This window comes from Maritalea porphyrae (assembly GCF_027213965.1).
In the GTDB taxonomy this organism is placed as follows: Bacteria; Pseudomonadota; Alphaproteobacteria; order Rhizobiales; family Devosiaceae; genus Maritalea; species Maritalea porphyrae_A.
This window is the reverse complement of record NZ_JAPWGX010000002.1, coordinates 762,683-789,443: the sequence shown is the minus strand read 5'-3', so window position 1 is coordinate 789,443 and position 26,761 is coordinate 762,683. Positions and strand designations below refer to the sequence as shown.

Below are 26,761 nucleotides of genomic sequence, written 5' to 3'. Positions count from 1 at the left end.
TTCCCAAATTCAACTCAAGAGTATCAAACGATTAACCTTGCTTATTGTGCAACGCGATGCTGTCCAAGATAATCTGCTTGGCCACTTCAACGCCCTTAATGCCTTCAATTTTGGCCCATTTACCTGGCTCAAGGTCTTTATAGTGCGTAAAGAAATGTTCAACTTTTGCCACTTCAATTTCAGGCATATCTGAAATATCTTTGATTTTTTCATAGGATTTGGTGAGCTTTGAAATTGGCAGCGCCAACAGCTTCTCATCCATGCCACCGTCGTCTTCCATGATCAAAACACCAATTGGGCGACATTTGATCACCGCGCCAGGCATAATTGGGCGTGTATTCATCACCACAACATCCAAAGGATCGCCGTCGCCGCATAGCGTGTTGGGCACAAAACCATAATTGCCAGGGTAGCGCATTGGTGTGTGCAAGAAGCGATCAACAAAAATCGCACCGCTGTCTTTGTCAAATTCGTACTTGATCGGCTCGCCGCCAACCGGCACTTCAATCACAACATTGATTTCCTCTGGTGGGTTCTTGCCGGCACCAATTGCATTGAGATCCATCAATCTGCTCCCTTTGATGATCATATAACGAGATTTTGCCAGAACTAATGCCTAGCCCCTGCCATGATTGCAAGCCATAATGGGTCAAATGCGATAAATTGACCAAAATGGGAGGAAATCGATCATGCGCAAATCCACTATTGGGGCCTTTCTTGTTCAACTGACGTTCCTGTCGTTGTTCTGCTCTGGCGCATTTGCTGAGGAAAACAGCAGCGTCTACACAAAAATTGACCTCAATAATGATTGCTCAATCATCCACGCTGACGATTTTGGCGCCACTTTTGCCTGTCCGGGCTATCGTGGATATCCGGTGATGGTGGCAGAGGGCGATTTGCGCATGTTTGTCAGTTATGGCCTCAATTCACTCAATGAACGTGCCGCAGAACAAACCCTATCCCCGTTCAACACTATTGGTGAAACCCTAGAATGGCGCTTGGCTAATCGCACAAAAGGCCTAACCCCCATCGCCACCATTCTAAGATATTTCACCGAAGATGGCATGGGCGACAAACAACAGTTTTTGATCGTGACAAAGGTGGAACAAGGCGCAACCTGCCAAGTGGCCCGCATCAATGCCTCAAAATACAAAGATGCCAACCAAATTGCCCGCGACCTAGCGGATAGTCTTGCTGAAACATTCGATTGCGCAAACGAACCCATCAATTGGGGTGAGTGAACGAAAAAGCCCGGGGCCAATGGCACCCGGGCTCAATCAACATTGTCGTCATCCGATGATTAGTGGCGGAAATGGCGCATGCCCGTGAAGATCATCGCAATGCCCGCTTCGTCCGCCGCTGCAATCACTTCATCATCACGAATTGAACCACCCGGCTGAATGACCGCTGTAGCGCCCGCATCAACTGCCGCAATCAACCCATCCGCAAAGGGGAAGAACGCGTCAGATGCTACAACAGAACCCTCGGTCAGTGCCCCTTTTTGCTTGATGGCTTTAGCCGCATCTTTTGACTTGCGGTGCGCAATATTGGACGAATCCACGCGCTTCATTTGTCCCGCGCCAATACCAACCGTTGCCCCATCTTTGGTGTAAATCACCGCGTTGGATTTAACGTGCTTGGCCACGATCGCTGCAACTTTAAGATCGGCTAGCTCCTGTGCGGTTGGCTGTCGCTTGGTCACCACGTTCAATTCACAGTCTGCAACATTTTTGTTGTCACGTGACTGAACCAACAAACCACCAGAAACAGACTTAACTGTTAGCCCATCAGCCTTAGTGTCGGTCAAACCACCGGTTAGTAGCAAACGTAGGTTCTTTTTGGTTTCAAAAATCGCCAATGCCTGTGGTGTTGCGCTTGGCGCAATAATCACTTCAGTAAAGACCTTAATGATTTGCTCGGCAACATCCGCATCAATTTCACGATTTAGCGCAACAATGCCGCCAAAGGCAGAATCTTTGTCGCAACGCAAAGCCTTCTCGTAAGCTTCAACCAAGTTTTCACCAAGGCCCACCCCAGATGGGTTCGCATGTTTGATGATGGCAACAGCGGCCTGCTCGCTTGGGTCAAATTCACTGACCAACTCAAAAGCGGCGTCCGTGTCGTTGATATTGTTATAAGAAAGCGCCTTGCCTTGAATTTGCTCGGCAGTCGCAACCCCAACCCGGTCGGAACCATCTTTGTAAAAAGCCGCCCATTGATGAGGGTTTTCACCATAACGCATAACCTGATCCAGCTTGCCCGAAAAACTGCGATAAGGAATTTCGTCAAACTCTAGTGTTTCAGCAAACCATGTTGAAATAGCAGCATCGTACGCCGCAGTGCGGGCATAGGCTTTAGCCGCGAAACGCTGGCGCGCTTTCAATGGCACTTCGCCATTTTGAGCCAATTCTTCAACCACTTTATCGTAATCATCCGGATCAACAATTACTGTAACCGCGGCGTGGTTTTTCGCCGCTGCACGTATCATGGCTGGGCCACCAATATCGATGTTTTCGATAATGGTATCATAGTCGGCTCCAGACTTAACTGTTGCTACGAACGGATAAAGATTTGAAACCAGCAAATCGATGTTTGAGATTTGATGAATGCGCATAGCGCTTTTGTGGCTGTCACTATCGCGACGCCCCAACAAACCACCATGAATTTTGGGGTGTAAGGTCTTAACTCGACCATCCATGATTTCGGGAAACCCGGTGACCTCAGCCACATCAATGACGGGAATTTTTTCGTCCTCTAGCATCTTTTTGGTGCCACCAGTTGAGATCAACTCAACCCCATGGGCAACCAGATGACGGGCGAAATCGGCAAGGCCTGTTTTGTCGGAAACGGAAAGAAGGGCGCGTTTGATGGTCACGGCAAACTCATCTGTTGTTGGGTCCAATTCGCGCTAGCAGCGCTGAAGTCGCTTCGCTAGCACGATAATTTTCAAAAAGAAACCCGCTCTACAGTGCTTTTTCCACTCAACAATGGCCTTTAAGAGCGTGGCATGAATGTCCAAACAACTTCCTGATGCGCACTGATGCCGCCGCTCAACACAATTTGCTGAATGGGTTCAAGCCCCTTATGCGCAGAATAGCGCACGCTCTGCTCAATCATGGCCTGCGCCCCTTCCCAAATAAAAGCCCACGTTGCACCTGAGCGCAATTTCAACTCTATCTGGTTTGCGCTCTCATCCATATTTGCCTGCACACCAGGGCCTAGGTGGAACCGCAGCAAAAACTCATCTGGTGCGTGCTTATGGCTCATGTCACAAGAAATCACATCTTGGCCAAGCAGAGCGTCACCCTCCCGCGCCAAAACGTTCAAACTCCGCACGTGAGAAATGCCCGCAAGGCGCTGATAGCCCTTATTGGTCAAATCAACGCTTTTTTCAGCCAGATCAATCTTGGGAACAACCCCTCGATTTGCCGCCATGTGCTGCCGAACAAGTTTTTCCGGTTTGAACGGAAAGGCTCCCCGATACTCAATTTCAAGGGTTGAATGAGACGCGGGCAACCGAAACAGTTGCGCATCTTCCCCCAAAGAAGCCGGACCCGGCCCACAATTGCTTACGATCAAGTCATTACGAAAGCTATATTCAAAGCTTGCCGCACCAGCAAATAGGTCAGCGCGAAAATCACCGCCCAGCTCCATGCCGCCATCCACGATCAATTTTGATTCAGCGCCCAGCAGTGCGCCATATCCAGCATTAACCTCGCCGCCAGCGATCTCAAGGTTGTTATTGGCTCGCGATTGCACCGCCAGCAACATTTCATGGGGAACCGCACGCGCATTGTTGAAGAAAGATAGCTCACCCGTGGTGTGCATCAGCAGCGCCAAACTGTGATGCATCTTATCAAGCACAGCGGCAAACTTTTTGCCCCCTTCAGGAGAAATGGGCGTCACCGCATGGCGTACCGGGATCATTTCCAACAACAACAAGAATTGCATTTCACCATTACGGCTGCGGTGCATTCCTTTGTCATCGATTTGCCGGCTCAGCGACAAGATGGTGCGATCAAGCAGTCTTACAATTTCTTCTTTTGAAGACTGAAATGCAACTGCGGCCCCAAGCAATGCCACACGCATCAACAAACGCCGCGCCGGATCAGCTTCAAAATTGATCCGCACGCGCAAACATTGCACTTGCTCAACAAGACTGCGCAAAACATTCGCGCGCCTTGCCTCGTTCATCCCAAAGCACAATTGATCGAAATGCTTGATCCAATTCAGCACCCGCAGAGCGGTCAGCTTATTGTCCCAAACTCGTTTGGAAAAATGGCCGTAACGCGAAACCCAATCCATGGCGAGCGTGCCCGCGAACTTTTTTGAGCCTTCGTCTTGCACCGCAGAGAAATGCCGCAGCCACGTAAAACTGTGCAGTTCGTCAAACCAACGCGCACTTGCATAATCAACTGCAAAAGGGGTGGTGCCACCGGTATCGACCAAACGTTGGGCCAACAAATATTGGCCAATCATCATGTCGGCCACATTATAGGCATCGGCCGGGCGGATTTCCAAAAGCTTGTGCTTCACGTCGCCCTTTTCAGGTGCGGCCCAAGCCCAACGAAATGCCGGGCTGGTGATCAGCCCGTCTGCAATGGCCCCTAATGTACGACGCAAAAATGGTCCGCCTGACACGTATAACGTTCCTTAAGTCTTGAGATGAAGATAGCACGCGCGCAATCGATTCTCACTTAGTGAAAACCATTGCAACCACTTTTTATTTTGTGCGTTGCAACCTTGCCGCAAAGAAGCCGTCCATACCCGAACCCTTTTGGGGTGTCGCCATACTGGGGAGCGCGCGCAAAAACCCGCCCTCAAGGATCGGTTCTGCCCAGTTTTCCAGCTCTTCTTTCAAAACGGGCACCACTTCGAAGTCCCCATGTTTGTGCAAGAAGGCTTTGATTTGGCCTTCACCTTCTTCAGGTTCCAAAGAACATGTGCAAAACACCAATTGACCGCCAACGCCCACCAATTTAGCGGCATTCTTCAACATTTCAGCCTGCAACTGCGCGCGCTGCTTGATGTCTTTTTCACGTCGGTGCCACAAAACTTCGGGGTGGCGACGATAAGTGCCCGTTGCACTACATGGCGCATCCAACACCACCAAATCATATAGCTGTTCTGTAGAAAGATTGGTCGCATCCGCCTCAATCAATTTGGCTTTAAGCCCCAGTCGGTCAAGATTTTCCTTGACCCGCTCAAGCCGCTTGCCGTCCAAATCAACTGCGGTAACTTCAGCACCAGTGACCGCAAGCTGGGCAGTTTTACCGCCCGGTGCGGCACATATATCCAATACTTTTTGACCCGATTTCGGCTTGGCCAAATGCACAGGCAAGGTCGCAGCTAAGTCCTGCACCCACCAGCGCCCTTCAGCGTAACCTGGCAAGTCTTCAACCGAGACGTCACGGTCTTCAAGACGATGACTTTGCCCGAGATTTTTCACCGCGCCCATTTTTTCAAACAAGACGGTTTGATCTTCTGTTGGCTTGCCCGTCAAATCCAACGGCACTGGTGCCAAAAGCGCTTCGATCATCCCAAGCGCGGCCTCTTCACCAAAATGCTTTTCCCAGCGCGCAAACACCCAAGCGGGCACCAAGTCTTTTGGATTAAGATCTTCAACCGCAAACCCACGCTGCACATTGCGCAAAGCCGCATTGGCCAATTTCGCAAACCGACCTGCGCGTCGATCTTTTTTGATCACTTCAACCGCCAAATGAATGGCTGAATGCTCGCCCATATCGGGCAAAAACAACAATTGCGCAATGCCGATGCGCAGTGCCGCTTCAAATAGGCCCGCCCGTTTCGGCATGCCTTTTTCCAGCACTGAATTTAGAATTTGGCTCAATTGCCCATGTCGCCGCAAGCTTACGGTCACCAACTTATTGGCCAGAGCCCTATCGCGCGGATCAGCGATCTCGCGGACAGAAAAGGGCACAAATGGTGCACCAGTCAAAACAGTTTGCAACCTTTGTGCGGCCGAACGCCGGATATCAAACCCAGTGGCTTGCGAATGTCTACTCATGCAATTTCCTAGAACAGCTTAGCCCCAAGGGCCTTTGGGCTGGTTTTTATCAGAAACGTGGCTATTTGGTGTCCGCCACCCGCCTCGTGTCGATTGAGGGGAATGCAAAACACGTCCAATTTCGCCTTGTTGGCGCTCTTCTACCTGCATTTGCTTAGACAATTCAAGCAAAGCTGCAATTCGGTTTTCGACATTTGGATGGGTGGAGAACATATTATCCGCCCCACGCCCAGCTAAAGGGTTGATAATAAACAGATGCGCCATGCCCGGTGAGCGTCGGGCAAACGGGTTTTCAAAGTTCTTCGCCAACTTGGATATCTTGCCCAGCGCTCTGGCCAAAGCCAAAGGATCACCACAAATCATGGCCCCATCTTTGTCCGCCTCATATTCCCGGGTGCGGCTAACCGCCATTTGCACCATCAAAGCTGCCATCGGCGCAACAATAATCATCACGATCGAAGCAACGGGTCCAAGCGGACTATTGGTGTTTCGCGCACCAAAAAACAGACCGAATTGCGCTAACATGGAAATGGCCCCTGCAAAGGTAGCCGTTACAGTCATCGTCAGCGTATCGCGAGAACGAATATGCGCCAATTCATGGGCAATCACCGCGCCAATTTCATCATATTCCAAATGGCTCAAAAGCCCGGTGGAAACAGCAACCGCTGCATTCTCAGGATTTCGACCTGTTGCAAAAGCATTGGGTTGTTTGTTGTCCATGAGATAGAGTTTAGGCATTGGAATACCTGCGCGCAGAGAAAGGCGCTCAACCAGTTCAAACAAGTCCGGGCTGTCACGCCAGCCCAGTTCACGCGCCCGCTGCATGCGCAAAACCATCTTATCTGAGTTCCAATAGGCAATCAGATTGGTAATAAGCGCCAGCGCCAACGCAAAAAACATCCCAAAGCTACCCGCAACAACAAACCCAACCGCCATAAACAGTCCGGTCATCACCGCCAGCAAAAATGTTGTTCTTATTGCATTGAACATGCAAAACTCCTATTTCACACTCAGTGATATAGATGGTATTCAACTATGGCCCTGACAAGGGTCAAATTAAGGCAGCATCGCAAACCCAAAGGCGACCGTACAATGGCCAAAACAGACCCAAACGCCAAGCGCCCCGATCCCAAGATCGCCCAGCAGGCACTTGAAGAGGCCAAGGCCCGCCGCGCACAAATTGATAAAGTGTCTGAAACCGCACCACGCGAAATCAACGGTAAAAAAGGCCCCGATCCCGCCCGCTATGGCGACTGGGAAAACAAAGGCATTGCGTCAGACTTTTGACCGGCACAAAGAAAAACCGCCCCAGCGAACCGGAGCGGCATATTCTTTTGTTTCGATAATTGCTTTGGCTTTATGCCAAAAGCCCAATCACAACGCCTTGCACAATCATCACGCCCAACAAATAGCCCCCATCAATGAGGGTGAGCGATTTTTTCTGGCCCTGGTAGGCATGGTTTAAGATCATGCCTGTCATCAAAAAGCCAAACCACATATGTGCGCCAACGACCACCGCATCCAGGATTTGGATATCGGCAGCGCTTGTGTCCATAATTGCGCGGGTTAGCAAAAGTAAAAAATAGGCCATCACCAATTGGCAAATGCCCGCAATGATAAACGGCATGGATGAGTTTTTGCCCTCAGGCATCAACTCTTCACGCGTTTTACCCAAGGCCGCCATCCACTGGTTGCCTAGGATTGAATACCACCCCATGCCCAGCGCCATACTGGCCACCGCGGCCAGCACAACGGCCAGCCAATTAATATCTGCAAAGTGCGACATGTCCCCAAAATCTCCCTCTTGTCATTTGCAAATGAAGGATCGCAAAACATGCGATCACCATTCAATTATGGCGTGACGCCACCCATCTTGCAAATGATCTGCCATTCCTTGGCCGAGACAGGTTGAACCGACAAACGAGAATTGTTGACCAAAATCATATCGCCCAATTCCGGGTGCGCCTTAATGTCATCAAGCGTAATGGGGGTTTCAAACGGTTTCACCGCTTCAATATCAACGCATTCCCATCGCTCATCATCAGTTTTACTGTCCGGATGCGCTTCTACAGCAACCCGCACGATACCAACGATGCGTTTTTCTTTGATGGAATGATAAAAGAAGCCAAGATCGCCAACTTTCATTTCGCGCATATTGTTGCGCGCCTGATAGTTGCGCACCCCATCCCATTCTTCTGGCGCACCTTTTTTAACCTGATCGTCCCAACCCCAAGTGTTCGGTTCGCTCTTAAACAACCAATAGGCCATTAGCTATCCGCCTTTTCTGGGGCGTTCACCGCCCACATCCATTCGGTCACCCCAACAGATTCAAATACCCCTTGGGTCACATATGGATCAGCTTCCGCATAGGTGCGCGCTGCAACAATTGTAGGTGCTTCAATAATGATCAAGCTGCCAGTTGGGTTGCCATTTTCATCCAAATAAGGCCCAGCCAATTTCAAATCAGCCCCCAGATCACCCCAATACGACAAATGCGCCGCCCGCGTTTCCTTACGCTTTTCCAATGCATCGGGCCGATCGCGCCCAGAAATCACAAAATACATATTCTCTCCTATTCAGAACGCAATGGCCGTGCCATCAATTTTGACACCAAGACATCAATTGTCACTTTGCCGTCAAGCAATGCGTTGACCGCACCGATAATGGGCACATCGACGCCATTTTGGTGGGCGAGTTTAAGGCCCACGGGGGTGGAAAATACCCCTTCAGCAAGTTTGGCACCGCTATCTAAAATCTGCTGCACTGTTTCGCCAGCGCCCAAGCGATAGCCAAACTCGTAATTGCGCGATTCTCTGGCGGTGCAGCTCATGGTGAGGTCACCCAAACCGGCAAGACCGTTCAACGTTGCCGCTGATCCGCCAAGCGCTTCAACCAAGCGCCCCATTTCAGCAAAGCCACGTGCAATCAAAGACGAGCGCGCAGAAAACCCAAGGTTCGCGCCTTCAACCGCACCAGCGCCCAGCGCATAAATGTTTTTAAGCGCCCCTGCCAATTCAACACCAACCAAATCATCGCTTGAGTAGGGCCTAAAGGTGGGCCCTGCTAACAGGTCAACAATTTGACGGGCCTGTTCTAAACTTGGTCCTGCCAGTGTGACGGCAGTAGGTTTTGATTGGGCAACATCAATCGCAAAGCTTGGGCCGGACAATGAAAACGGCACAGCATTTGGCACAAGTTCCGCCACAATCTCGCTTTGGCGTTTTAGCGTGCCTTGCTCTAATCCTTTGGCGCAAAGAACGATGTTTTTGCTGGCTAGTTTTTCTACACCAATGTCCATCAGCACCTGTCGGCTGGCTTGGGCAGGCACCACCAACAATATGGTTTGCGCATGTTCAATGCCTGCATAACCAACTTGTGCTGTTACCTTTTGGTCGACCTTCGCCAAGGTGGGGAACTGTGGGTTCGCTCTGGTGTGGTTTATGGTATCGGCAACTTCTTGATCGCGCCCGCACAGTGTTACGGTGCATCCACCAATAGCTGCAGCGTGCGCCAGTGCAACGCCCCACGCACCACCACCGACAACAAAGATTGCATTATCCATGCGCATCACCCAACCCCATATCATCACTATCCAACGGCCAACGCGGGCGCGCAGCAAAATTTGATTTGTCCACTTGACCACGCACCAACCGCTCAGCCCCCGCCCAAGCAATCATGGCCCCATTATCGGTGCATAAATTCATGGGCGGCACAATCAACTCTGCATCATATTGCCCAGCAACCTTGTGCAGAGCATCGCCAATTTCTTGGTTTGCGGCAACCCCGCCGGCTACCACCAAACGGATCGGCTCGCCCGGCAGCTCATCAGCAAATCGTTCTAACGCTTGCCCGCAACGTTTTTGCAAAACCGCAACAACGGCAGATTGAAAACCAGCGCAAATATCTGCCACATCCTTGTCAGATAAGGGCGCAGCCGCTTCTGCAGCCAAACGAACCGCAGTTTTTAAACCCGAGAATGAAAAATCTAAACGCTTTTCCTTGAGCAAAGGGCGCGGAAATTTAAACCGTTTTGCATCGCCCTTTTTAGCCCATTCTTCAACCTTTGGCCCGCCCGGAAACCCCAAGTTGAGCATTTTCGCGACCTTATCGAACGCCTCCCCTAGCGCATCATCAATGGTTGTGCCCCAGCGTTCATAATCACCCACATCACGCACCAACACAAATTGGCTATGCCCACCAGACACCAGCAAAAGCAAAAACGGAAATGGCACATTGTTCGTCAATCGCGCTGTCAGCGCATGGCCCTCAAGGTGATTAACTGCAATAAGTGGCTTATGAATGGCTTTGGCAATGGCCTTGGCGGTCGTTAATCCCACCAAGACGCCGCCGATCAAACCCGGCCCCGCTGTGGCGGCCACCCCATCGATGTCTTTATAGCCCAAATCAGCCGCGTCAAGCGCTTGTGCGACGATATGATCCAACCATTGCACATGGGATCGGGCGGCAATTTCAGGTACCACACCACCAAATGCTTTGTGTTCATCTAGCTGGGTGCGCACGATATTGGACAGAACGTGCCCGGTGCCATCCCCATTGCGCGCAACAATAGCCGCTGCGGTTTCATCGCAGCTGGTTTCAATGCCAAGAATGATGGTACGTGCTTGCGACATAGACCGTCTTTGGTTAAGCCCTATAGTGACAATTCGCTATTGCCTACATCAAGTGGAAAGCCCATTGCAAACAAATCAAACAACTAAACCATTTTTGCGCATCGGCACGCGTGGCTCATTGCTCGCGCTCGCCCAAGCAAAACTCGTACAATCCAAGCTCGCAAAATTCAACGGGGTGGACGCAAAAGACATCCATATTGAAGTGATCAAAACCTCTGGTGACATCATTCAAGACCGCCCCCTGTCAGAAGTTGGCGGCAAAGGCTTATTCACCAAAGAAATCGAAGTGGCCTTGCTTGAAAACCGCATCGATATTGGCGTTCACTCGTCAAAAGATGTGGCGACGCAATTGCCTGATGGATTGGGCATGTTTGCGTTCTTACAACGCGAAGATGTGCGCGACGCCTTTGTTTCGCTCAAATATAAATCGGTTGATGATTTACCTGAAGGCGCGACTTTTGGCACATCCTCTTTGCGCCGGGCCGCGCAAATGCTGCGCCATAGACCTGACCTTAAAATTGTTGAATTTCGCGGCAACGTGCAAACCCGGATGAAAAAGCTGGAGGACGGTATCGCCGACGCCACCCTTTTGGCCTATGCAGGCCTACGCCGATTGGGTCAAACCCATATCGCGAGGCAAATGATAGACCCCAATGTCTTTATGCCAGCCCCCGCACAAGGGGCAATTGGCATAGAAGCGCGCCAAGATGATACCCGCACACGCGACCTGATCGCGCTGCTTAATCATTCAGGCACCGCCGCAGCGCTTGTAGCCGAACGTCATTTTCTGCACGGCTTAGATGGGTCTTGCCGCACCCCAATTGGCGCTTACACAGAAATTGATGGCAACGACATGAAGGTGATCGGGCAAGTTCTTTCACTTGATGGCACCACCGCCTTTGAAGGCGAGGTTACGGGCCATGTTGCGGATTGCGAAGAAATCGGTCAGCATCTTGCGCAGATCTTGCGTGAGCAAGCAGGCGAAAAGTTCTTTGAAAGCTTTGAGGTACGATAATGAGCGGTAAAACCCTATTGGTTACGCGTCCCTTCCCCGGAGGGCAAAAAACCGTGGCCTCCTTGATGGATTTGGGTCATCAACCAATGGCCGCGCCGCTTTTTTCCAAACGTATTCTCCCATTTGACGTGCCCTCACCGCACAATATGGTTGCCACCATCTTCACCTCACCCAATGCGGTCAAAGCTGTTTTGTCCGCGGAGTTAGAGATTGGCCATCAACTACTGCCCTGTTTCACGGTAGGCGACACCACCGCGCAAGTGGCAGAAAACAACGGCTTTCACAACGTCATAAACGCCAAAGGCAACGCCCAAGACCTGATTGCGATGATCAAGAAAATGGGACTCGGCGGCCCCTATTTCTACCCTTGTGCGATTGATCGCAAACCCGACATTGAAGAGGCCTTTTTTGGCACTGAGTTTATGGTGCAAATGACGCCTGTCTATGAAATGATTGCCGTTAAATCTCTATCCAACCCAGTGATCAAGCGATTACAAGAAAACCGCATTGATGCCGTCCTTCTTTATTCGCAGCGCGCTGCCTCACATTTTGCCAAATTGTGTGTCGATAACAATATCGATATTTCAACGTTAAATTTCATCTGCCTGTCGCCATCTATTTGGCACACATTGCAAACAGCAGGCGCACAATCAGGCTATGTGGCACAAGATCCCAATGAAAACGCACTTTTTACCCAAATTGACATTTTGTCTGATGGCAAATCAGCCTAACTAAGCTTAAAATAGTTCCGTTCCCAAATTTGCGGCACGAAGGGATGATATTTATGGCAGACGATACAAAAAAAGGGCCCGTTAAGCCCCCAATTATTGATGCAAAACCGGCCCCCAAGGCCGAAGATGCAAAAGCTGCATCCGCAACGTCTCCACAAAAACCCGCTGCCCCCAAACCAACGCCTAACAACTTTGGGAATCAAGCCAAGCCCGGCCAAACCAATTCTGGCAGTAAAAAAACGGCAACAGCGGAACAAACTGACAAACCAAAATCCTCTCTCTCTTTTAGCACACTGATCATTGCCACCCTTTTGGGCGCCGGTCTTGGCACAGGCGCCACCAGTTTTATGGCGTTAAATGGCATTGCGCCTTTTCAAAAAAGCATATCAACCAGTCAATTCAACGCGGCCATGGAAACCCTGCAAAAACGCGTTTTCGATTTGGAAAACGCGCCACAGACAGATCTGAGCGGTTTTGTCACAAGCGCCCAATTAGATGGCTTTGCACGCAGCGACGCACTTGCTGGCGTAAACGCACAAATCAGCACAATTTCAGACAAAGTCGCTGCACTGGAAATAGAGCTTAAGGCCGTCGACCAAAATCAAATCTCAACGACTGAGCCACTGGTTGATTCTGAACAAATTGCCCAAATCCAAAGTGAGATTGAAGGGTTAAAATCCTCAATTCTCGAGCTGTCGCCGGACAATACAAAAGCCCTTGAAGCGCAATTGGAACAAAACCAAAAGTTGGCGAGCGCTATTGCGCAAATTTCAAGTCTTGGGGAAGTTCAATCCACCAATGTCGCAGCGGTTGCCGGGTTAGGCCAACAGCTCGCCGACTTGTCGCAAACAGTGAATGGGCTGGCCGAGCAAATAAATGCAGAACCGGCGCCGGTTGAGTTGCCCGCCACAGCCAATCTGCCACTGTTACTTGATGCATGGGAAAAAGCCCTCAATGCGGGTGATGCCTACGCCGACTATGTAACAAGCGCAGCGGCAATTCTGCCTGACCTCGTCCTCTCAGACGTTCTAAGCAAGAGCGCCCAATCTGGTGTGACCACAACTTCGGCCCTAAATAGTGATTTTGCAGCCGCCATTCCAGCTTTTGTGGCAAGCGACGCAGACCTGCCCGCCGATGCCACGTGGTATGATCGATTTATCGCACAAGCAAAATCCGCCATTGGCCTGCGGCCACTTGATCAATCTGGCAACGATCCCTTAGCCCTCGTGGCGCAAATCGAAGCCGCCTTGGCCAACAACAACCTTATGGCTGCACAACTGGCATATGCGCGTTTGCCCCAAGAATGGCAAGACATGTCCGCCGATTTTGCCAGCAAGCTTGCCGCCAAAAACGACGCCATTGCTCAGCTCGATCAAGCCCAAAAACTGGCCCTTGATCTGGCAACAACCCATCAAGGAGCCGCTCAATGATCCGTATGTTCTTGGTTGTTGCCCTATCCCTTTTCATCGCCCTTGGGGCAAGTTGGATCATTGGCCTGCCCGGCGATGTCACCATTGAAGCTTTTGGCTATCAAATGCGGCCCGGTCTTGGGTTGACGGTCTTTGGCCTTATTCTGTTGATGCTTTTGACCATTTTCATTTGGGCAATCTTGCGCCGTATTTTTGGCATCCCCGCACTTTTCTCCCGCGCGGCGGCCAACCGCAAACACAATCGCGGTGTTGAAGCCCTTTCAAATGCGATCATCGCCCTGCAAACTGGCGACCCGGCCCGCGCCAAACAATTGGCCCGTGAAGCACGGGTTAAGCTGGGCAACAATAGCGCCGCGCAACTGCTTGAAGCCCAGGCTAGTGTAAAATTGGGCAATTGGAGCGATGCACGCGATCAATACCGCGAAATGATTGCCAACCCAGATACCGCAGTTGCCGCTCTTTCGGGCCTTTATGAGCAAGCAAAACAACAAGACCGCCCAGACGCGGCGCTTAAATTCGCACAAAAAGCAATAAGCCTTGCGCCAAAACTTGATTGGGCAAACGATGCGGTTTTTCATGATTTTGCCAAAAATGAACAGTTCGAAGCAGCGCTTGAACATCTAACCAATATGCCCTCTGGCCGTGCTGATCGCGCAAAAATAAAACGTTTGGACGGCATTTTGCGCACAGCCATTGCCAAGCAAAATGAGGAAACCGATCCCGACAGAGCCATTCAACTTGCAAATGAAGCGCTAAAACGCATCCCTGAATTTGTGCCGGCCGCTTTGATCGCCGCCCGCATTCTCATTAACCGGGGTGAAGTGCGCAAAGCTTCTGGCCTATTGCGCCGCGTTTGGCGGGCTGACCCGCATCCCCATGTGGCCTTGCTTTACGCCAACGCACAGCCCGGTGCCTCAGCCGTTGAACGCCTTAAACGCACCAAAAGCCTTGTGGCAGAAACCACCAATAATCTGCCAGCTCAAGTTGTTTTGGCAACCATGGCCATTGCAGCTCACGAATGGGATTTAGCCCGCGCCGCATTGCAACCATTCATCGATCAAAACCCAACCCAATCGATCTGCGCCCTCATGGCCCAAATTGAACAGGGTCAAACCGGCGACCAAGGCAAGGCCCGGGCTTGGCTGGGCCGTGCGATCACAGCAACACCTGATATGACTTGGATTGCAGATGGCATTAGCTCAAACGAATGGGAAGCCACATCGCCGCTAACCGGCAAATTGGACGCCTTTGAGTGGAAAGCCCCACAACGGGCGATGGCCAAAACGCCCCCTGCCAAAACATCGCCAACCAAGCCCATCGCAAAACAAAGCGTTGAGCAGCCAGCATCTAGCGCCGACAAAGTCGCAAGTGAGCAACAAGTGGCCAAGGGTGGTGAATAAGGGCGGCTGCTCCGGACCCGAGCCTAGTTAGAATTACCAAATTGGCAGAATCGACAACCTTGGTTATGTTCGGCACCAATATTTTATTTAGGTAGTTTTATGCGGTTTTATCCTCTTTTTCTTGGCACCTTTTTCTTTTCGTGTCTGCTCGTCACCGTGCCAACCTATTATGACTATGTGGTCACTAAGCAAATCTTTGCTGGGGAATGTGGCAGGCCAATTGAAGATTATACCTGTTTTCAAGACGAGCTCGATCCCAACGGATCATGCAAAGCCGCAGACCCTGAATTTGATCGTGCTGAACGCTCGCTTGTTCGGGTGTTTATCGCGTCGCCTGAAATCGTCCAACAAGCAACCTGCTCCCTAGACCAAATCAACGTCATTCGATATTTGACCGACCTACCGGGGAAAATTCAGCTACGCGGCAATCAACTCGATATCTCGTGGAGCATGCTCAAGGAACGCAATTTCCTGTTCGCTGATCGTTTGTTGTGGTCACAGGCCGGCTATGTGTTCAAAGACGCCTTTGTTAAATATAACGAGCGCCGCGACCTCTTTCTCAGCTACACCCAGCCCGAGGAACAAGAAGGCCAGTTAGGCCTAGATGTTGCCACCGTTCTATTCCATGAAATGGCGCTCAAAATCGAACAGGATCTTCTATCAGGCGACCACGCTCGGTGCGAACCCGTTCGCACAACACATAATTCAGACTGCATTTCCCCTGTGCGGCAAAGCCATGGAGCAAGCGCATGGAACATGGACACTGATCCCTTCAATGCCTTCACAAAGCCATACGATATTTGCGACTCGTCCAAACAGTTTGCGCAGAGTTTTTCCGCCTATCTAATGCACGAGCATCTGGGCCTGGCTTACAAAGTCTACCTAGACGACAACCTTTTGCTCGACCAAGAACTATTGCTCAATGCAAAACAATTCCAGCCAAAACTAAAAACCGTTAAAGCGCTGCTTAGCTACGATGTTTCAACCCCTGAAGGGCGCGCAAAACTCATGGCCGACCATAAAACGTGTGCGGGTGCGTTTGGAGCAGACTAGACATTTTCCATGAAGCATAAGCACTTTCTCTTCGGCCTTCTGACCGTCGTGGTTCTAACCTGTATCGCGCTATTTCCTTCGTACCTCAGCAAAGGGGCGACGGCGTACCAAGTGAGTTGCGGTATGTTGCTCCGCGACAAGCTTTGTTTTCTGGATCAAAACAACGTCGCTGAATGCGGTTTAAAGGAGTCCAAATTTGACGTTCTTGAGGACAGAATTGCAAGCGTCTTTGAACATGCACCCAACCAGGTAAAGGACAAAATGTGTGCTATCGATGCGTTTGTTGTTGCGTATCCGATCAACGGAATCGAACCGTGGATGGGGGCGTTTTCCAACAACGAAGTCATCGGCATCAACTTGGCACTCTGGCAAAACATATCAATCCCATATGAATTGTATGAACACGATGCGATCACCAGTTATTTGGGTGCAGATCAATATGAAACGCTTACAGATGCCAGTAAGGTAGAACTTGAATTCAGTTCAAAAAGCGAATTCGTTGTCGGGTTGAACTACAGCCTCGCAAAAATGATCTTCCACGAAGTCGGGCATTTGGTGGAAGCCGATTTGACAGAACCGGCGTTTCATTGCTTGCTTGATCCAGCATCGACAAAAAGCTTGCCTCTCAGCACAACAAAAGGCGATCACTATTGCTTCAGGCTTTTGCCGCCAAAACGCGATCATTCGTTGATAGAAATGCTTGGCGATTCAAGTTTTATTTCTTACTATGCAACATGCACAGCGGCAGAGGATTTCGCCGAAACTTACGCCGCCTACCTAATGGTTGAGCATTTGGGACGCGACTTCACCGTCGCCTTTGGCGACCAAACGATCTATGCCTCCGCTCAGCATTTGCGGTCCAAACAACTTGAAGGCAAAGTTGATACCATCAAGGCAATACTCAATTTCGGCGAGTTGACAGATGCCAAGAAGCGCCAAATGGCCAAAGCGCATGAAAACTGTTTTGGTCGCTTTACACCCTGAATCAGGACAAAAAACACGAGTTAGTTCGCAGCACGCAATTCAATGGCTTTAAGGGCGCGAGAAATTCCTCGCAATTGAAATTGGGTTTCTGTCCACCCATCGTGCAACACACGCAATCTATTGCCCGCTTTCATCGTTTCAATGAGCCGCGCAGCCAGCGCATGGTCGACAATTGAAAAGCTTTGAGAAACATTGTAGCCCTCGGGACTTCCGGCCTGCCAGTCATTTTCGCTCAGTTGAAACACCACCCCGTCAATCGAAAGGACCATTGGCCCTTTTGGGACGTCGGGCAGTTTTGTCGAAAAAATCTCTAGGTTATAGACCCAATCATCATTCGCACCGGGTCTTTGTTGTATCGCCAAGCGCGAGTTACCAAAAAAACCATCCTGTGTTTCAGCACGATCACCATCAACGGCTGGCCCAAAACCATATTGTACAACCCGACAACGTTTAAACTGAGCCCCGTCACAAACCGCCAAAAAGTCCCCAAAATAGGCGCGCATTTCCCCGAATGGATGTAAAAACCAACGCCCATCAACAGAACCAGCAATGGCAACGCTTGGCACTAGTCCAATTGCGACAACAACAACGATAAGTGTTCGATGTAAAATGCCCATGCTCATTCCCCTAGTTCAAACTTGATGGGCCATTAGCACTTAATATCTGGGCGAATTTGTGGTTCGCGATTAAAGGCCAGAAGGAAGTTGCGGCGGATCAAGTTTTTCCAAATCAAGAACGGCAACCCTTTGAAGAAATCAACAACGGAACCTTGTCCGCCGTCTCGCAATGTCTTGATCGCAATATCAGGGCGCACAGGTCTAAAATAGCTCTTCACATTAGCGGGTTTTCCTGCAAGCAACTGCGAAAGCGCACGGCCCGTCGCGTCTGGATTATTCCAATATGCTCGAAAAACAATGCAGCCATTCTTGTTAATGATAAACACCGCATTAGGATAAGAACCATAGGCACCATGTACCGTGCCTTCAAAATCATCGACTAAAACGCGCCGTCTTTCTCCATCATTGACCAAGCGATTTGCGCACTCCTTTTTGTCATCAATGTTTTGGTGTGCACCGATGTTTTTGCCCGGATGGGCTTCGCGAACATAAAGCACAGAGAAATCAACATGCGGGTGTTTTTCAATCAGGCCAGACATGGTTTCTCGACGGCCTTGAAACCGTGGACATGTGATCGAGCCCATTTCTAACACCAAAAAATCGCCCTTAAAGTCAAGTAAGTTAACTTTGTGCCCATTTGCATTCTCAAGTGTAAAATCAGGAGCTTTCGTGCCCAACCTTGGCCCAAAGAACTGATCCAAATTATAGTCGCCAGTTGAAAATTCGGCATAGTTGTAATCAGACATCATTACTCTCCTTTGTCTCCTTAGTCAGCAAATTCTGCGTCATCTTGCTCAGCAACATCACAAGAATTCGCTGCTCTTCTTCGCTTAGACCGCTGTGGGCCGCTTCAATTAACGTGCCAGCGATAGGCACCAGTTTGGCTTGCAACCCTCGCCCTTTTTCTGTCAGCAGAACCTGTAAACGGCGGCGGTCGGATGGGTCTTGCATGCGCGCCACCAATCCCTTTTTTTCCATGCCATCCAGAAACCGCGTGATCGTTGTGCGATCCCGGATAGTTGCGTCGGCGATCTCACTAGGTGCAAGGCCGTCTTTGCGCCAGAGCAGCAATAATATGGCCCATTCCACAGAGCCGACATTTTGCCCAGCCGCCTTAAACCGCTCTGCAAGCTCTTTCTCAACCAAGAAGCCTAACCGCTTCACCCAATGCAGGGATATGTCTTCAAATTTCATCATAATAATTGCAAGATACAATAGTTGCTATATACAATCAACTAGAATTTTCACTTGACCTTATCGCAATCTCGCAGTTCACTGCCATTAACATCAACAAATGGAAGGAGGTGATCCAATGTCTAATCATTATTCACAAGAAGGTATGGGCTTTGGAAATGGGGTGAATGTTGCGGGGCCAACGCACCGCTAACTTCCTCTTTTCAAGGGCGCAATACAGCTCTCATCTGTATGCCCGAGGCTCCTTGCCTTTTATAGAATTAATGAGATTGGGTCGTGATCGATGAGGTCACGGCCCTTTTTGCGACTTCAAAGTTACTGAAGCTTGATCAAGACTTTACCTTCCTCAATGATGAGTGCTCAAAGTTGTGTGCCTCAAAGACTTTCTGCTTCTCCAGCCAGTTTGCCCGCTCAAAGGACTTAACCCATCATGTCGTTTGATATCTTGTTTGAACTAGGGCCAATTACCGTAGCTATTGCACTTGGCATCACCATTGTTGCCGGCGTTGTCAAAGGCGCGATTGGCTTTGCCATGCCTTTGATTATTGTATCAGTACTCAGTTCGTTCATTGATCCAAAACTCGCCATTGCCGCTATAATTTTACCTATTGTTGCGAGCAATATATTGCAAACTTTTCGACAAGGCATAGCCCCAGCACTGGCGGCGAGCAAGGAACACTGGCGCTACTTGCTGGTGGTTTGCATCATGATTTTCGTTACCGCGCAATTGGTTCCAATCATTCCGCGAAACCTATTTTACTACGTTCTTGGTGTACCCGTTGTCATACTCTCATTCATACAACTAGTTGGATTGCAACTGACCATCGCTGATCGCCATAAATGGTGGGCGGAATGGCTCATTGCAGCCATTTCCGGCGCATTGGGTGGTCTTGCAGGCACATGGGGTCCTACAACAGTGCTCTATTTATTAGCGATGAAAACCGAAAAACTAAAGCAAATCACGGTGCAAGGCGTAATATATGGATTGGGTTCCATTACCCTGCTGGTTGCCCATATACAATCCGGCATTCTGAACGCACGTACTATTGGTCTTTCGGCCATTTTGGTTCCTTTTGCCCTTTTTGGCATGTGGTTTGGATTCAAATTGTTGGATCGTCTAAATCCTGTGCGATTTCGCCAAGCCACGCTGCTTGTGCTCACCCTGGCAGGGTTAAACCTCTTGCGCAAAGGACTTGTGGGCTGAGGATAAACAATACCTATGCCGAAACGCGTACTTACTGCATTTGCATGATCGCCCGCCCCACCATTTGCTGAGCGATCCCCGCGGCGACTTTGAGGTTTACCCCTTGTGCCAATTGCCCCGCGATCGCACTTGCGAGCATGCATCCCGTGCCGCGCATCGTGCCGTCTAAGCGTGTTTGGGTGAATTCAATATGATCCCCCCATGCATCAAATAAGCAATCAGTCGCTTCGCGTCCGCTGCTGTGACCACCTTTGATTAATACATTGGCGGCACCCATGGCGCGAAAATGAAAGGCCTGCTTTTCAAGCGTTGTGTGACAATCGCCAATGGGCACACCCGTAAGCATGGCCGATTCAAGCAAATTGGGCGTCACCACTTCGCAGAGGGGTATTAGGTGGTGTTTCAAGTCCTCTTCGGCCTGAACCTCCAACAAACGCGTGCCCGAAGAGGACACAATTATGGGATCAAGCACAATCGGCACTTTTGCATGTTGTCGCAACACCTCAGCAACCGCGCTGACTGTTTCGTGGCGTCCCAACATACCAATTTTTATGGCATCGCATTGTCCTGATTGCAGAGCACATTCCAGTTGCGCTTTAACCAGTTCGGCGCAGACATGTTCGATTTGGCATACCGCATTATTGGTCTGCGCGGTAACCGCTGTGACCACAGGTAGCCCTTGCACACCAAGCGAGGCCAATGTAGCCGCATCTCTTGATAGGCCTGCCCCGCCACTACTGTCCGTACCCCCAATAATCACTACGCGGGCATTCATCCTGTTGCCACCAACACAATATTGTCCCCGCCTTTTTGCTGCAGCGCCAAACCCGCGTTCCATGCCCTTAAGCCAGTACGGCAAACAATAACGATACGTTCATCCTCAATCGCCAAATTTTCAATATCACCCGCCACCATTTGCTTTGCGTGTGGAACCACAGGAAAGGGCGCTTCTTGGTTCGTGCGCAGCTCAATCACCCGGTCTTTTGGTGAGATTTGAGTTGGCGAAATGAACGTAAAACCATCCAAAGGCTCTGGCGCACGAAGAAAAGAGAACCGCGAGAATTGGAATGTCTTAAAATCGCATCTAAGCATTTGGCCAAGGGGGTTGGGCTTAAGGTCCAGCAAGACATTGATCACCAATTGCGCTTGGAGTGAACCCATCACCCCCACCGCCGCTCCGCTTACCCCCGCGCTTGCGCAGCTTTGCGCAGCCATTGGCAACTGTGGAAACACTGCGCGTATGCTAGGGGCTACGCCACCGCAAAAGCCCCCCACATAGCCCTCAAATCCCAGCACCGATGCGCTAATCAATGCAATATTTTGATCACGACAAAAATCAGAAAGCACATAGGTCACCGCAAAACTATCCGCCGCATCCACCACCACATCTGCATGTTCACAAATGAGTTGCACGTTGGCAGGATCGAGCCGAACAGGGCGCGCAATCACCTCAATGTCTTTATTGTTTTTCCTGATTTTTTGCGCGGCGACTTCGGCCTTTGATTGCCCAATATCGCCCTCGCCGAACAAGGGTTGACGATGCAAATTGCTGAATTCAATCTCGTCGGGATCTACAATATGTAGTTCACCAACGCCGGCGCCCGCCAAATAGCTCAAAATAGGATGCCCAAGCCCCCCGGCTCCAACGATTACAACGCGCGCATTACCCAACTTCTCTTGCCCTACTGAGCCAATTTCTGCCATCTGCATTTGGCGTTGATAGCGGCTCATGAACAATACCGGCGCGTTGTAGCCAACCACTGTTTGGTGCGCTCTTCAGGATCATCATTCAACGTAATATCCGTCACCACCGCCGCGCTGTCAGCTCGATGGTCAAACACCCCTTTGATCCGATCTACATTTAGCCCGCCAATGGCCACCAATGGCACGTCCTCAATATGGGATTTCCATTCGCGCAATCGTGCCAATCCTTGCGGTGCCCAAGGCATTTTCTTCAATATGGTGGGGTAAACAGGCCCCAGCGCTACATAATCGGGATCGTGCGACAAAGCCGCATCAAGCTCTGCATCATCATGGGTCGAAAGCCCTAACCTTATGCCGGCACGGCGAATGGCTTTTACATCTGCATCCGCCAAATCCTCCTGCCCCAGATGCACAAAATGACATTTGAGATCGATCGCTAGTTGCCAATAATCATTCACCACCAGCTGACAATCGTGCGCCGCACAAAATTCACGCGCTCTCTCAATTTCATCCCGCACGATGTGCGGCGGTTGATCCTTGATACGCAATTGCACCAGTTTAACACCTAATGGCACCAGCCGCTCAATCCAAGCGAACCGATCAACGATTAAATAAAACGGATCAAGTTTGACCATCAAAACACCGCCTTGCCCAAAACAGGTGTTGAAGGCGCAGCCATCTGATTGGGCAACATTGGTTCGGCTTCATATCCCATGCGCCCTGCTTCCAATGCCTTGGCAAATGCCTGTGCCATCACAACTGGGTCACCTGCCTTCGCCACTGCTGTGTTGAGCAAAACCGCATCAAACCCCATTTCCATTGCCCGTGCGGCATGTGAGGGAACGCCGATCCCGGCGTCAATAATGAGCGGCACATCGTCAAAATGCGCGCACATTGCTTCAAGCCCATAAAGGTTGTTGAGCCCTAATCCGGTACCAATTGGCGCGCCCCAGGGCATCAGCACTTCGCACCCCGCGCGCAGCAAGCGCTCGGCCACCGACAAATCTTCGGTGCAATAGGGAAACACATTAAATCCCTCGTCGCTCAAAATACGGGCCGCTTCCACCAGCGCCACAACGTCGGGGCAAAGACTGTCGTTTTGTGCGATCAGTTCAAGTTTGATCCAGTTGGTTTCAAACACCTCACGGGCCATATTTGCTGTGGTCACCGCTTCTTTGACCGTGTGACATCCCGCCGTATTGGGCAGCACTTTAACGCCCAAGCCTTTGATCAATTGCCAAAAGCTCTGCCCTGCCCCTTCAGGCCCGCCTTCACGCCGCAACGACACAGTTACAATTTGCGTTTCCGACGCTTTTACCGCATCTGCCAAAACCTGTGGCGAAGGATAAAGCGCGGTGCCCAACAACAAGCGCGAGGTAATTTCAGTGCCATAAAATGAAACCATTCGCCTCACCCCCCCTGCATGGGCGCAAGCACCTCAAGCGCATCACCTGCACTTAAAGCCGTCTTTGGCCAATCCCTTTGGGGAACAAATTCACCATTCAAAGCGGTGGCGACCCGTTGCTCAGCAAAGCCCAATTCGGTCATCGCCTGATCAAGCCTTTTTGCCTCAACCTCAAGCGGTTGCCCATTGATTATGATCTTCATCCATAAACTCCGCTGGTTGATTTGAACGACAAAGAATATCCGCCGCCATGCGCGCGCAGGCTGGGCTCAACAAGTATCCATGTCGAAAAAGTCCGTTGATGTGCAATCGATCATTGACCCAATTCACCCGAGGCAAATTATCTGGGAACGCGGGGCGCAATTGGGCCCCAGTTTCCACAATTTCTGCCTCCCCAAAAGCGGGGTGCACCGCGTAAGCTGCATTGATCAAATCAACCATCGATTTGGCGCTGACCCCGCCACCCCGTTCGCTTTCAATCTGCGTCGCGCCAATCATATAAAGGCCTTCGCCACGCGGCACGATGTAAACGGGGAAACGTGGATGAGCGAGCCGCACCGGGCGGCTTAACTGAACATCATCGCATTTCACCACCAGCATTTCACCGCGCACGCCACGCAATTGGGGCAAACAATCGCGTGCCGCCAATCCCCGCGCATCAATGATTTTGCCACCCGATGTCACATTATCAAGCGTTGCCCCATAATGAAATTTCACCCCTTGTTCGCAAAGATGTTGGGTCAGTGCCAACAGGGCCGCGCGCGGGTCCATATGCGCTTCATCTTTGAAGAAAAGCGCTTCAGCAAAACGTTCCCCAAGATCAGGTTCCAGCGCTGCCAGTTCTTTTTGCTTCAGCCATTGATGGCATTTGGTGCGCGCACCAAACCGCTTCAATTCGTTGCGATCACGACCTGTGCTGACAACAATTGAGCCGCATTGCACAATGTCTGGCACATATTTTTGCCACCAGGCCAATGCTTCGCGCCCCAGCTCAACCACAATGGGCTCAGCCATATCCGCCTCGCATTCAGGGGCCAACATGCCCCCCGCGTACCACGAGCAGCTTTGTGCGCCTGGCGCTGCGCCACGCTCCACAATCTCAACATCAACCCCGCGCGCCACCAATTCGGTGGCGGCGGTGAGGCCAGCAACGCCGGCCCCCAAAATGGTGACCCGCATGGCCCTAGCTCCCGCTGAGCGCTTCAAGTTCCTCAGGCGTCATATATAAATTGCCACCCGATTTATACTTCTCAGCCATGGCCGCCATGCCCTCTTCATTCGCTTCAGATCGAATGTCGTGGCTGATCTTCATCGAGCAAAACTTTGGCCCACACATGGAACAAAAATGGGCCACCTTATGGGCTTCTTTGGGCAAGGTTTGATCGTGAAAGTCCCGCGCCGTATCAGGATCAAGCGAGAGGTTAAACTGATCTTCCCAACGAAACTCAAACCGCGCCCGACTTAACGCATCGTCGCGTATTTGGGCCGCGGGGTGCCCCTTGGCCAAATCCGCCGCATGGGCTGCAATTTTGTAGGTGATTACCCCAACCTTCACATCGTCACGATCCGGCAATCCCAAATGCTCCTTCGGGGTGACATAACAAAGCATGGCGGTTCCGAACCAGCCAATCATCGCCGCACCAATTCCCGAAGTAATATGGTCATATCCCGGCGCAATATCGGTGGTCAGCGGCCCAAGCGTATAAAACGGGGCTTCGCCACAAACCTTAAGCTGCTTGTCCATATTCTCTTTGATCTTGTGCATAGGCACATGACCCGGACCTTCAATCATCACCTGACAATCTTTGGCCCATGCCACTTGGGTCAATTCGCCAAGGGTTTCCAATTCAGCAAATTGCGCCGCATCATTGGCATCAGCAATTGAGCCCGGGCGTAACCCATCACCCAACGAAAACGACACATCATATTTGCGGCAAATATCGCATATCTCTTCAAAATGCTCATAAAGAAAACTCTCCTTATGGTGATGCACGCACCACTTCGCCATGATTGAGCCGCCGCGCGACACAATGCCCGTCACGCGTTCCGCCGTTAAGGGCACATAGTGCAAACGCACCCCGGCATGGATGGTGAAATAATCCACCCCTTGCTCAGCCTGTTCAATCAAGGTGTCCCGATAAACCTCCCACGTCAGGTCTTCAGCAATGCCATTGACCTTTTCGAGCGCCTGATAAATCGGCACGGTGCCAATGGGTACTGGTGAATTGCGGATAATCCACTCGCGGATATTGTGAATATTGCGGCCGGTGGACAAATCCATCACGGTGTCCCCACCCCAACGGATCGCCCAAACCATTTTGTCCACCTCTTCTTCCATGGAAGAAGTGACCGCCGAATTACCAATATTGGCGTTGATCTTCACTAGGAAATTGCGCCCAATAATCATCGGCTCAACTTCGGGGTGGTTGATGTTCGCCGGGATCACTGCTCGACCTGCCGCAACTTCATCGCGCACAAATTCAGGCGTCACATAATCAGGGATAGATGCGCCCCAATCTTCGCCGTCGCGCTTAAGTTTTTCTTTGAGTTCAGCCCGCCCCAAATTCTCACGAATGGCAATAAATTCCATTTCTGGTGTAATCACACCAGCGCGTGCATAAGCCAACTGGGTGACCGCTTTGCCATCCTTAGCGCGCTTTGGTTGATGCAGGTTCGGAAACTGTGGGGTCAGTTTTGCATCTGACACAAACCCATTATCCGCCGCGGTGATCTCGCGCCCCTGATAGGTCTGCACGTCACCGCGTGCCTCAATCCAACTCTCACGCAATCGGGGCACACCCTGTTCAATGGTGTTGGAAAATCCATCTGCTGTGTAGGGGCCAGAACTATCGTAAACCACAACTGGAGGCTCATTGGCGCTTGGGTTCAATGCGATTTCACGCATGGGCACCAGAATGTCCGGGTGAATTTTGCCAGGTTTGTAAATTTTGCGCGAGGCCGGCAATGGGCCAGTGGTGATTTGAGGAGTAATAGCGTTCATTAAGGTCGCCCCTTTTTTCAAAAGTGGGACCCAATTCAACGGCTTAGGCTTCAAGAAAGTGCAGTTGCGGCTTAGATTTCACCCATTTGGGGCGACAGGAAAACGCAAGATGACCGTCCCTACGCCAGCGTTAACTGGATCAGGTTCAAAGGGTCGTCGCGCTGAATGGAAACCCATTCCAGCGACCTCTCAGCTCCTTGTCAGAGCCCCCCTGGTTACGCGCACAAACTGATATCGATTTGAAAACTTGTCAAGCGCCTTATCACACCCCCCCCTTAGACTTTGCGCTAAGATCAGGCAGAAGAAATCACGCCGAGAAACCAATAACCGGTATAAGTATCAACGAGATAAGGAACCTTGCAAG

General features: G+C 50.8%; 29 protein-coding genes and 1 riboswitch. Of the genes, 9 read left to right on the top strand and 20 right to left on the bottom strand.

Features of this window, described 5'->3' with window-relative positions:
* Window positions 1-31: 31 nt before the first annotated feature.
* Entirely contained in the window at window positions 32-565 is a 534-nt protein-coding gene (ppa, locus tag O4H47_RS08620; protein ID WP_269393550.1) for an inorganic diphosphatase, read from the bottom strand.
* Window positions 566-689: 124 nt separating this feature from the next.
* Here ppa and O4H47_RS08615 point away from each other — a divergent pair, with 124 nt between their 5' ends.
* Entirely contained in the window at window positions 690-1,241 is a 552-nt protein-coding gene (locus tag O4H47_RS08615) for a hypothetical protein (RefSeq protein ID WP_269393549.1), read from the top strand.
* Between the two features lie 59 nt (window positions 1,242-1,300).
* On the opposite strand, the gene purH is transcribed toward O4H47_RS08615, so the two are convergent.
* The 4 genes from purH to htpX all read right to left on the bottom strand — a co-directional run bounded on the left by purH (window position 1,301) and on the right by htpX (window position 7,018).
* Window positions 1,301-2,902: a bifunctional phosphoribosylaminoimidazolecarboxamide formyltransferase/IMP cyclohydrolase gene (gene purH, locus O4H47_RS08610; protein WP_269393548.1), complete on the bottom strand. Its 1,602-nt coding sequence runs from the start codon at window positions 2,900-2,902 to the stop codon at window positions 1,301-1,303.
* 92 nt (window positions 2,903-2,994) lie between these two features.
* Window positions 2,995-4,641: a heparinase II/III family protein gene (locus O4H47_RS08605; RefSeq protein ID WP_269393547.1), complete on the bottom strand. Its 1,647-nt coding sequence runs from the start codon at window positions 4,639-4,641 to the stop codon at window positions 2,995-2,997.
* An 82-nt stretch (window positions 4,642-4,723) separates the two neighbouring features.
* Window positions 4,724-6,028, bottom strand: a complete 1,305-nt coding sequence (locus O4H47_RS08600; protein ID WP_269393546.1) for an RsmB/NOP family class I SAM-dependent RNA methyltransferase — start codon at window positions 6,026-6,028, stop codon at window positions 4,724-4,726.
* A gap of 18 nt (window positions 6,029-6,046) precedes the next feature.
* Window positions 6,047-7,018 carry a zinc metalloprotease HtpX gene (gene htpX, locus O4H47_RS08595; RefSeq protein WP_269393545.1) on the bottom strand — a complete coding sequence of 324 codons (972 nt, stop codon included), beginning with the start codon at window positions 7,016-7,018 and terminating at the stop codon, window positions 6,047-6,049.
* Window positions 7,019-7,120: 102 nt separating this feature from the next.
* Between htpX and O4H47_RS08590 the strand changes: the two genes are divergently transcribed.
* The gene (locus O4H47_RS08590) at window positions 7,121-7,315 is read left to right on the top strand and encodes a DUF1674 domain-containing protein (protein ID WP_269393544.1); all 195 of its coding nucleotides are present in this window, start codon (window positions 7,121-7,123) and stop codon (window positions 7,313-7,315) included.
* A 70-nt stretch (window positions 7,316-7,385) separates the two neighbouring features.
* Here O4H47_RS08590 and O4H47_RS08585 read toward each other — a convergent pair whose 3' ends face one another.
* The 5 genes from O4H47_RS08585 to tsaD all read right to left on the bottom strand — a co-directional run bounded on the left by O4H47_RS08585 (window position 7,386) and on the right by tsaD (window position 10,659).
* Complete coding sequence (locus tag O4H47_RS08585) at window positions 7,386-7,814, bottom strand: DUF1761 domain-containing protein (protein ID WP_269393543.1); 429 nt, start codon at window positions 7,812-7,814, stop codon at window positions 7,386-7,388.
* A gap of 65 nt (window positions 7,815-7,879) precedes the next feature.
* On the bottom strand, window positions 7,880-8,296 hold the full coding sequence (locus O4H47_RS08580; RefSeq protein ID WP_269393542.1) for an EVE domain-containing protein: 417 nt from the start codon (window positions 8,294-8,296) through the stop codon (window positions 7,880-7,882).
* Window positions 8,296-8,592, bottom strand: coding sequence for a YciI family protein (locus O4H47_RS08575; RefSeq protein ID WP_269393541.1), 297 nt, complete (start codon window positions 8,590-8,592; stop codon window positions 8,296-8,298). Before O4H47_RS08575 ends, O4H47_RS08580 begins: the two co-directional genes overlap by 1 nt.
* Window positions 8,593-8,600: 8 nt before the next feature.
* A complete protein-coding gene (locus O4H47_RS08570) occupies window positions 8,601-9,590 on the bottom strand; it encodes an NAD(P)H-dependent glycerol-3-phosphate dehydrogenase (RefSeq protein WP_269393540.1) in 990 nt (329 codons plus the stop codon).
* Window positions 9,583-10,659, bottom strand: a complete 1,077-nt coding sequence (gene tsaD, locus O4H47_RS08565; protein ID WP_269393539.1) for a tRNA (adenosine(37)-N6)-threonylcarbamoyltransferase complex transferase subunit TsaD — start codon at window positions 10,657-10,659, stop codon at window positions 9,583-9,585. Before tsaD ends, O4H47_RS08570 begins: the two co-directional genes overlap by 8 nt.
* Window positions 10,660-10,723: 64 nt before the next feature.
* Here tsaD and hemC point away from each other — a divergent pair, with 64 nt between their 5' ends.
* The 6 genes from hemC (at window position 10,724) to O4H47_RS08535 (ending at window position 17,272) form a co-directional block, all read left to right on the top strand.
* Entirely contained in the window at window positions 10,724-11,674 is a 951-nt protein-coding gene (gene hemC, locus O4H47_RS08560) for a hydroxymethylbilane synthase (protein WP_269393538.1), read from the top strand.
* Window positions 11,674-12,405 (top strand): uroporphyrinogen-III synthase, encoded by a 732-nt coding sequence (locus O4H47_RS08555; protein ID WP_269393537.1) that lies wholly within the window; start codon window positions 11,674-11,676, stop codon window positions 12,403-12,405. Before hemC ends, O4H47_RS08555 begins: the two co-directional genes overlap by 1 nt.
* A gap of 53 nt (window positions 12,406-12,458) precedes the next feature.
* Window positions 12,459-13,835, top strand: coding sequence for a COG4223 family protein (locus O4H47_RS08550; RefSeq protein WP_269393536.1), 1,377 nt, complete (start codon window positions 12,459-12,461; stop codon window positions 13,833-13,835).
* Window positions 13,832-15,235: a heme biosynthesis protein HemY gene (locus O4H47_RS08545; RefSeq protein ID WP_269393535.1), complete on the top strand. Its 1,404-nt coding sequence runs from the start codon at window positions 13,832-13,834 to the stop codon at window positions 15,233-15,235. The genes O4H47_RS08550 and O4H47_RS08545 overlap by 4 nt, the downstream gene beginning before the upstream one ends.
* A gap of 99 nt (window positions 15,236-15,334) precedes the next feature.
* Complete coding sequence (locus tag O4H47_RS08540; RefSeq protein WP_269393534.1) at window positions 15,335-16,288, top strand: hypothetical protein; 954 nt, start codon at window positions 15,335-15,337, stop codon at window positions 16,286-16,288.
* Between the two features lie 123 nt (window positions 16,289-16,411).
* Window positions 16,412-17,272, top strand: a complete 861-nt coding sequence (locus O4H47_RS08535; RefSeq protein WP_269393533.1) for a hypothetical protein — start codon at window positions 16,412-16,414, stop codon at window positions 17,270-17,272.
* Window positions 17,273-17,292: 20 nt separating this feature from the next.
* Here O4H47_RS08535 and O4H47_RS08530 read toward each other — a convergent pair whose 3' ends face one another.
* From O4H47_RS08530 to O4H47_RS08520, 3 genes are read right to left on the bottom strand one after another with little or no spacing between them, the layout of a single operon-like run.
* On the bottom strand, window positions 17,293-17,889 hold the full coding sequence (locus O4H47_RS08530) for a hypothetical protein (protein ID WP_269393532.1): 597 nt from the start codon (window positions 17,887-17,889) through the stop codon (window positions 17,293-17,295).
* Between the two features lie 32 nt (window positions 17,890-17,921).
* Window positions 17,922-18,635, bottom strand: a complete 714-nt coding sequence (locus O4H47_RS08525; protein ID WP_269393531.1) for a deiodinase-like protein — start codon at window positions 18,633-18,635, stop codon at window positions 17,922-17,924.
* Complete coding sequence (locus O4H47_RS08520; protein WP_269393530.1) at window positions 18,628-19,086, bottom strand: MarR family winged helix-turn-helix transcriptional regulator; 459 nt, start codon at window positions 19,084-19,086, stop codon at window positions 18,628-18,630. The genes O4H47_RS08525 and O4H47_RS08520 overlap by 8 nt, the downstream gene beginning before the upstream one ends.
* A 427-nt stretch (window positions 19,087-19,513) precedes the next feature.
* Here O4H47_RS08520 and O4H47_RS08515 point away from each other — a divergent pair, with 427 nt between their 5' ends.
* Window positions 19,514-20,287: a sulfite exporter TauE/SafE family protein gene (locus O4H47_RS08515; protein WP_269393529.1), complete on the top strand. Its 774-nt coding sequence runs from the start codon at window positions 19,514-19,516 to the stop codon at window positions 20,285-20,287.
* A gap of 31 nt (window positions 20,288-20,318) precedes the next feature.
* On the opposite strand, the gene O4H47_RS08510 is transcribed toward O4H47_RS08515, so the two are convergent.
* From O4H47_RS08510 to thiC, 7 genes are read right to left on the bottom strand one after another with little or no spacing between them, the layout of a single operon-like run.
* A complete protein-coding gene (locus O4H47_RS08510; protein WP_269393528.1) occupies window positions 20,319-21,062 on the bottom strand; it encodes a hydroxymethylpyrimidine/phosphomethylpyrimidine kinase in 744 nt (247 codons plus the stop codon).
* A complete protein-coding gene (locus O4H47_RS08505) occupies window positions 21,059-22,018 on the bottom strand; it encodes a HesA/MoeB/ThiF family protein (protein WP_269393527.1) in 960 nt (319 codons plus the stop codon). Before O4H47_RS08505 ends, O4H47_RS08510 begins: the two co-directional genes overlap by 4 nt.
* Window positions 22,015-22,626 (bottom strand): thiamine phosphate synthase, encoded by a 612-nt coding sequence (locus tag O4H47_RS08500; RefSeq protein WP_269393526.1) that lies wholly within the window; start codon window positions 22,624-22,626, stop codon window positions 22,015-22,017. Before O4H47_RS08500 ends, O4H47_RS08505 begins: the two co-directional genes overlap by 4 nt.
* Window positions 22,626-23,396: a thiazole synthase gene (locus O4H47_RS08495; RefSeq protein WP_269393525.1), complete on the bottom strand. Its 771-nt coding sequence runs from the start codon at window positions 23,394-23,396 to the stop codon at window positions 22,626-22,628. The genes O4H47_RS08500 and O4H47_RS08495 overlap by 1 nt, the downstream gene beginning before the upstream one ends.
* A 5-nt stretch (window positions 23,397-23,401) precedes the next feature.
* The gene (thiS, locus tag O4H47_RS08490; RefSeq protein WP_269393524.1) at window positions 23,402-23,599 is read right to left on the bottom strand and encodes a sulfur carrier protein ThiS; all 198 of its coding nucleotides are present in this window, start codon (window positions 23,597-23,599) and stop codon (window positions 23,402-23,404) included.
* Window positions 23,568-24,575 (bottom strand): glycine oxidase ThiO, encoded by a 1,008-nt coding sequence (gene thiO / locus O4H47_RS08485; protein ID WP_269393523.1) that lies wholly within the window; start codon window positions 24,573-24,575, stop codon window positions 23,568-23,570. Before thiO ends, thiS begins: the two co-directional genes overlap by 32 nt.
* Before the next feature lie 4 nt (window positions 24,576-24,579).
* Window positions 24,580-26,397, bottom strand: coding sequence for a phosphomethylpyrimidine synthase ThiC (gene thiC / locus O4H47_RS08480; RefSeq protein WP_269393522.1), 1,818 nt, complete (start codon window positions 26,395-26,397; stop codon window positions 24,580-24,582).
* Between the two features lie 98 nt (window positions 26,398-26,495).
* A riboswitch (TPP riboswitch) is annotated at window positions 26,496-26,620 on the bottom strand.
* Between the last annotated feature and the right edge of the window lie 141 nt (window positions 26,621-26,761).

Coding starts and splice junctions, on each gene's coding strand:
- ppa (WP_269393550.1), bottom strand. CDS start 565: ATGGATCTCAATGCAATTGGTGCCGGCAAGAACCCACCAGAGGAAATC.
- O4H47_RS08615 (WP_269393549.1), top strand. CDS start 690: ATGCGCAAATCCACTATTGGGGCCTTTCTTGTTCAACTGACGTTCCTG.
- O4H47_RS08600 (WP_269393546.1), bottom strand. CDS start 6,028: ATGAGTAGACATTCGCAAGCCACTGGGTTTGATATCCGGCGTTCGGCC.
- htpX (WP_269393545.1), bottom strand. CDS start 7,018: ATGTTCAATGCAATAAGAACAACATTTTTGCTGGCGGTGATGACCGGA.
- O4H47_RS08590 (WP_269393544.1), top strand. CDS start 7,121: ATGGCCAAAACAGACCCAAACGCCAAGCGCCCCGATCCCAAGATCGCC.
- O4H47_RS08585 (WP_269393543.1), bottom strand. CDS start 7,814: ATGTCGCACTTTGCAGATATTAATTGGCTGGCCGTTGTGCTGGCCGCG.
- O4H47_RS08580 (WP_269393542.1), bottom strand. CDS start 8,296: ATGGCCTATTGGTTGTTTAAGAGCGAACCGAACACTTGGGGTTGGGAC.
- O4H47_RS08575 (WP_269393541.1), bottom strand. CDS start 8,592: ATGTATTTTGTGATTTCTGGGCGCGATCGGCCCGATGCATTGGAAAAG.
- O4H47_RS08570 (WP_269393540.1), bottom strand. CDS start 9,590: ATGGATAATGCAATCTTTGTTGTCGGTGGTGGTGCGTGGGGCGTTGCA.
- tsaD (WP_269393539.1), bottom strand. CDS start 10,659: ATGTCGCAAGCACGTACCATCATTCTTGGCATTGAAACCAGCTGCGAT.
- O4H47_RS08555 (WP_269393537.1), top strand. CDS start 11,674: ATGAGCGGTAAAACCCTATTGGTTACGCGTCCCTTCCCCGGAGGGCAA.
- O4H47_RS08550 (WP_269393536.1), top strand. CDS start 12,459: ATGGCAGACGATACAAAAAAAGGGCCCGTTAAGCCCCCAATTATTGAT.
- O4H47_RS08545 (WP_269393535.1), top strand. CDS start 13,832: ATGATCCGTATGTTCTTGGTTGTTGCCCTATCCCTTTTCATCGCCCTT.
- O4H47_RS08540 (WP_269393534.1), top strand. CDS start 15,335: ATGCGGTTTTATCCTCTTTTTCTTGGCACCTTTTTCTTTTCGTGTCTG.
- O4H47_RS08535 (WP_269393533.1), top strand. CDS start 16,412: ATGTTGCTCCGCGACAAGCTTTGTTTTCTGGATCAAAACAACGTCGCT.
- O4H47_RS08530 (WP_269393532.1), bottom strand. CDS start 17,889: ATGGGCATTTTACATCGAACACTTATCGTTGTTGTTGTCGCAATTGGA.
- O4H47_RS08525 (WP_269393531.1), bottom strand. CDS start 18,635: ATGTCTGATTACAACTATGCCGAATTTTCAACTGGCGACTATAATTTG.
- O4H47_RS08520 (WP_269393530.1), bottom strand. CDS start 19,086: ATGATGAAATTTGAAGACATATCCCTGCATTGGGTGAAGCGGTTAGGC.
- O4H47_RS08515 (WP_269393529.1), top strand. CDS start 19,514: ATGTCGTTTGATATCTTGTTTGAACTAGGGCCAATTACCGTAGCTATT.
- O4H47_RS08510 (WP_269393528.1), bottom strand. CDS start 21,062: ATGAATGCCCGCGTAGTGATTATTGGGGGTACGGACAGTAGTGGCGGG.
- O4H47_RS08505 (WP_269393527.1), bottom strand. CDS start 22,018: ATGAGCCGCTATCAACGCCAAATGCAGATGGCAGAAATTGGCTCAGTA.
- O4H47_RS08500 (WP_269393526.1), bottom strand. CDS start 22,626: ATGGTCAAACTTGATCCGTTTTATTTAATCGTTGATCGGTTCGCTTGG.
- O4H47_RS08495 (WP_269393525.1), bottom strand. CDS start 23,396: ATGGTTTCATTTTATGGCACTGAAATTACCTCGCGCTTGTTGTTGGGC.
- thiS (WP_269393524.1), bottom strand. CDS start 23,599: ATGAAGATCATAATCAATGGGCAACCGCTTGAGGTTGAGGCAAAAAGG.
- thiO (WP_269393523.1), bottom strand. CDS start 24,575: ATGCGGGTCACCATTTTGGGGGCCGGCGTTGCTGGCCTCACCGCCGCC.
- thiC (WP_269393522.1), bottom strand. CDS start 26,397: ATGAACGCTATTACTCCTCAAATCACCACTGGCCCATTGCCGGCCTCG.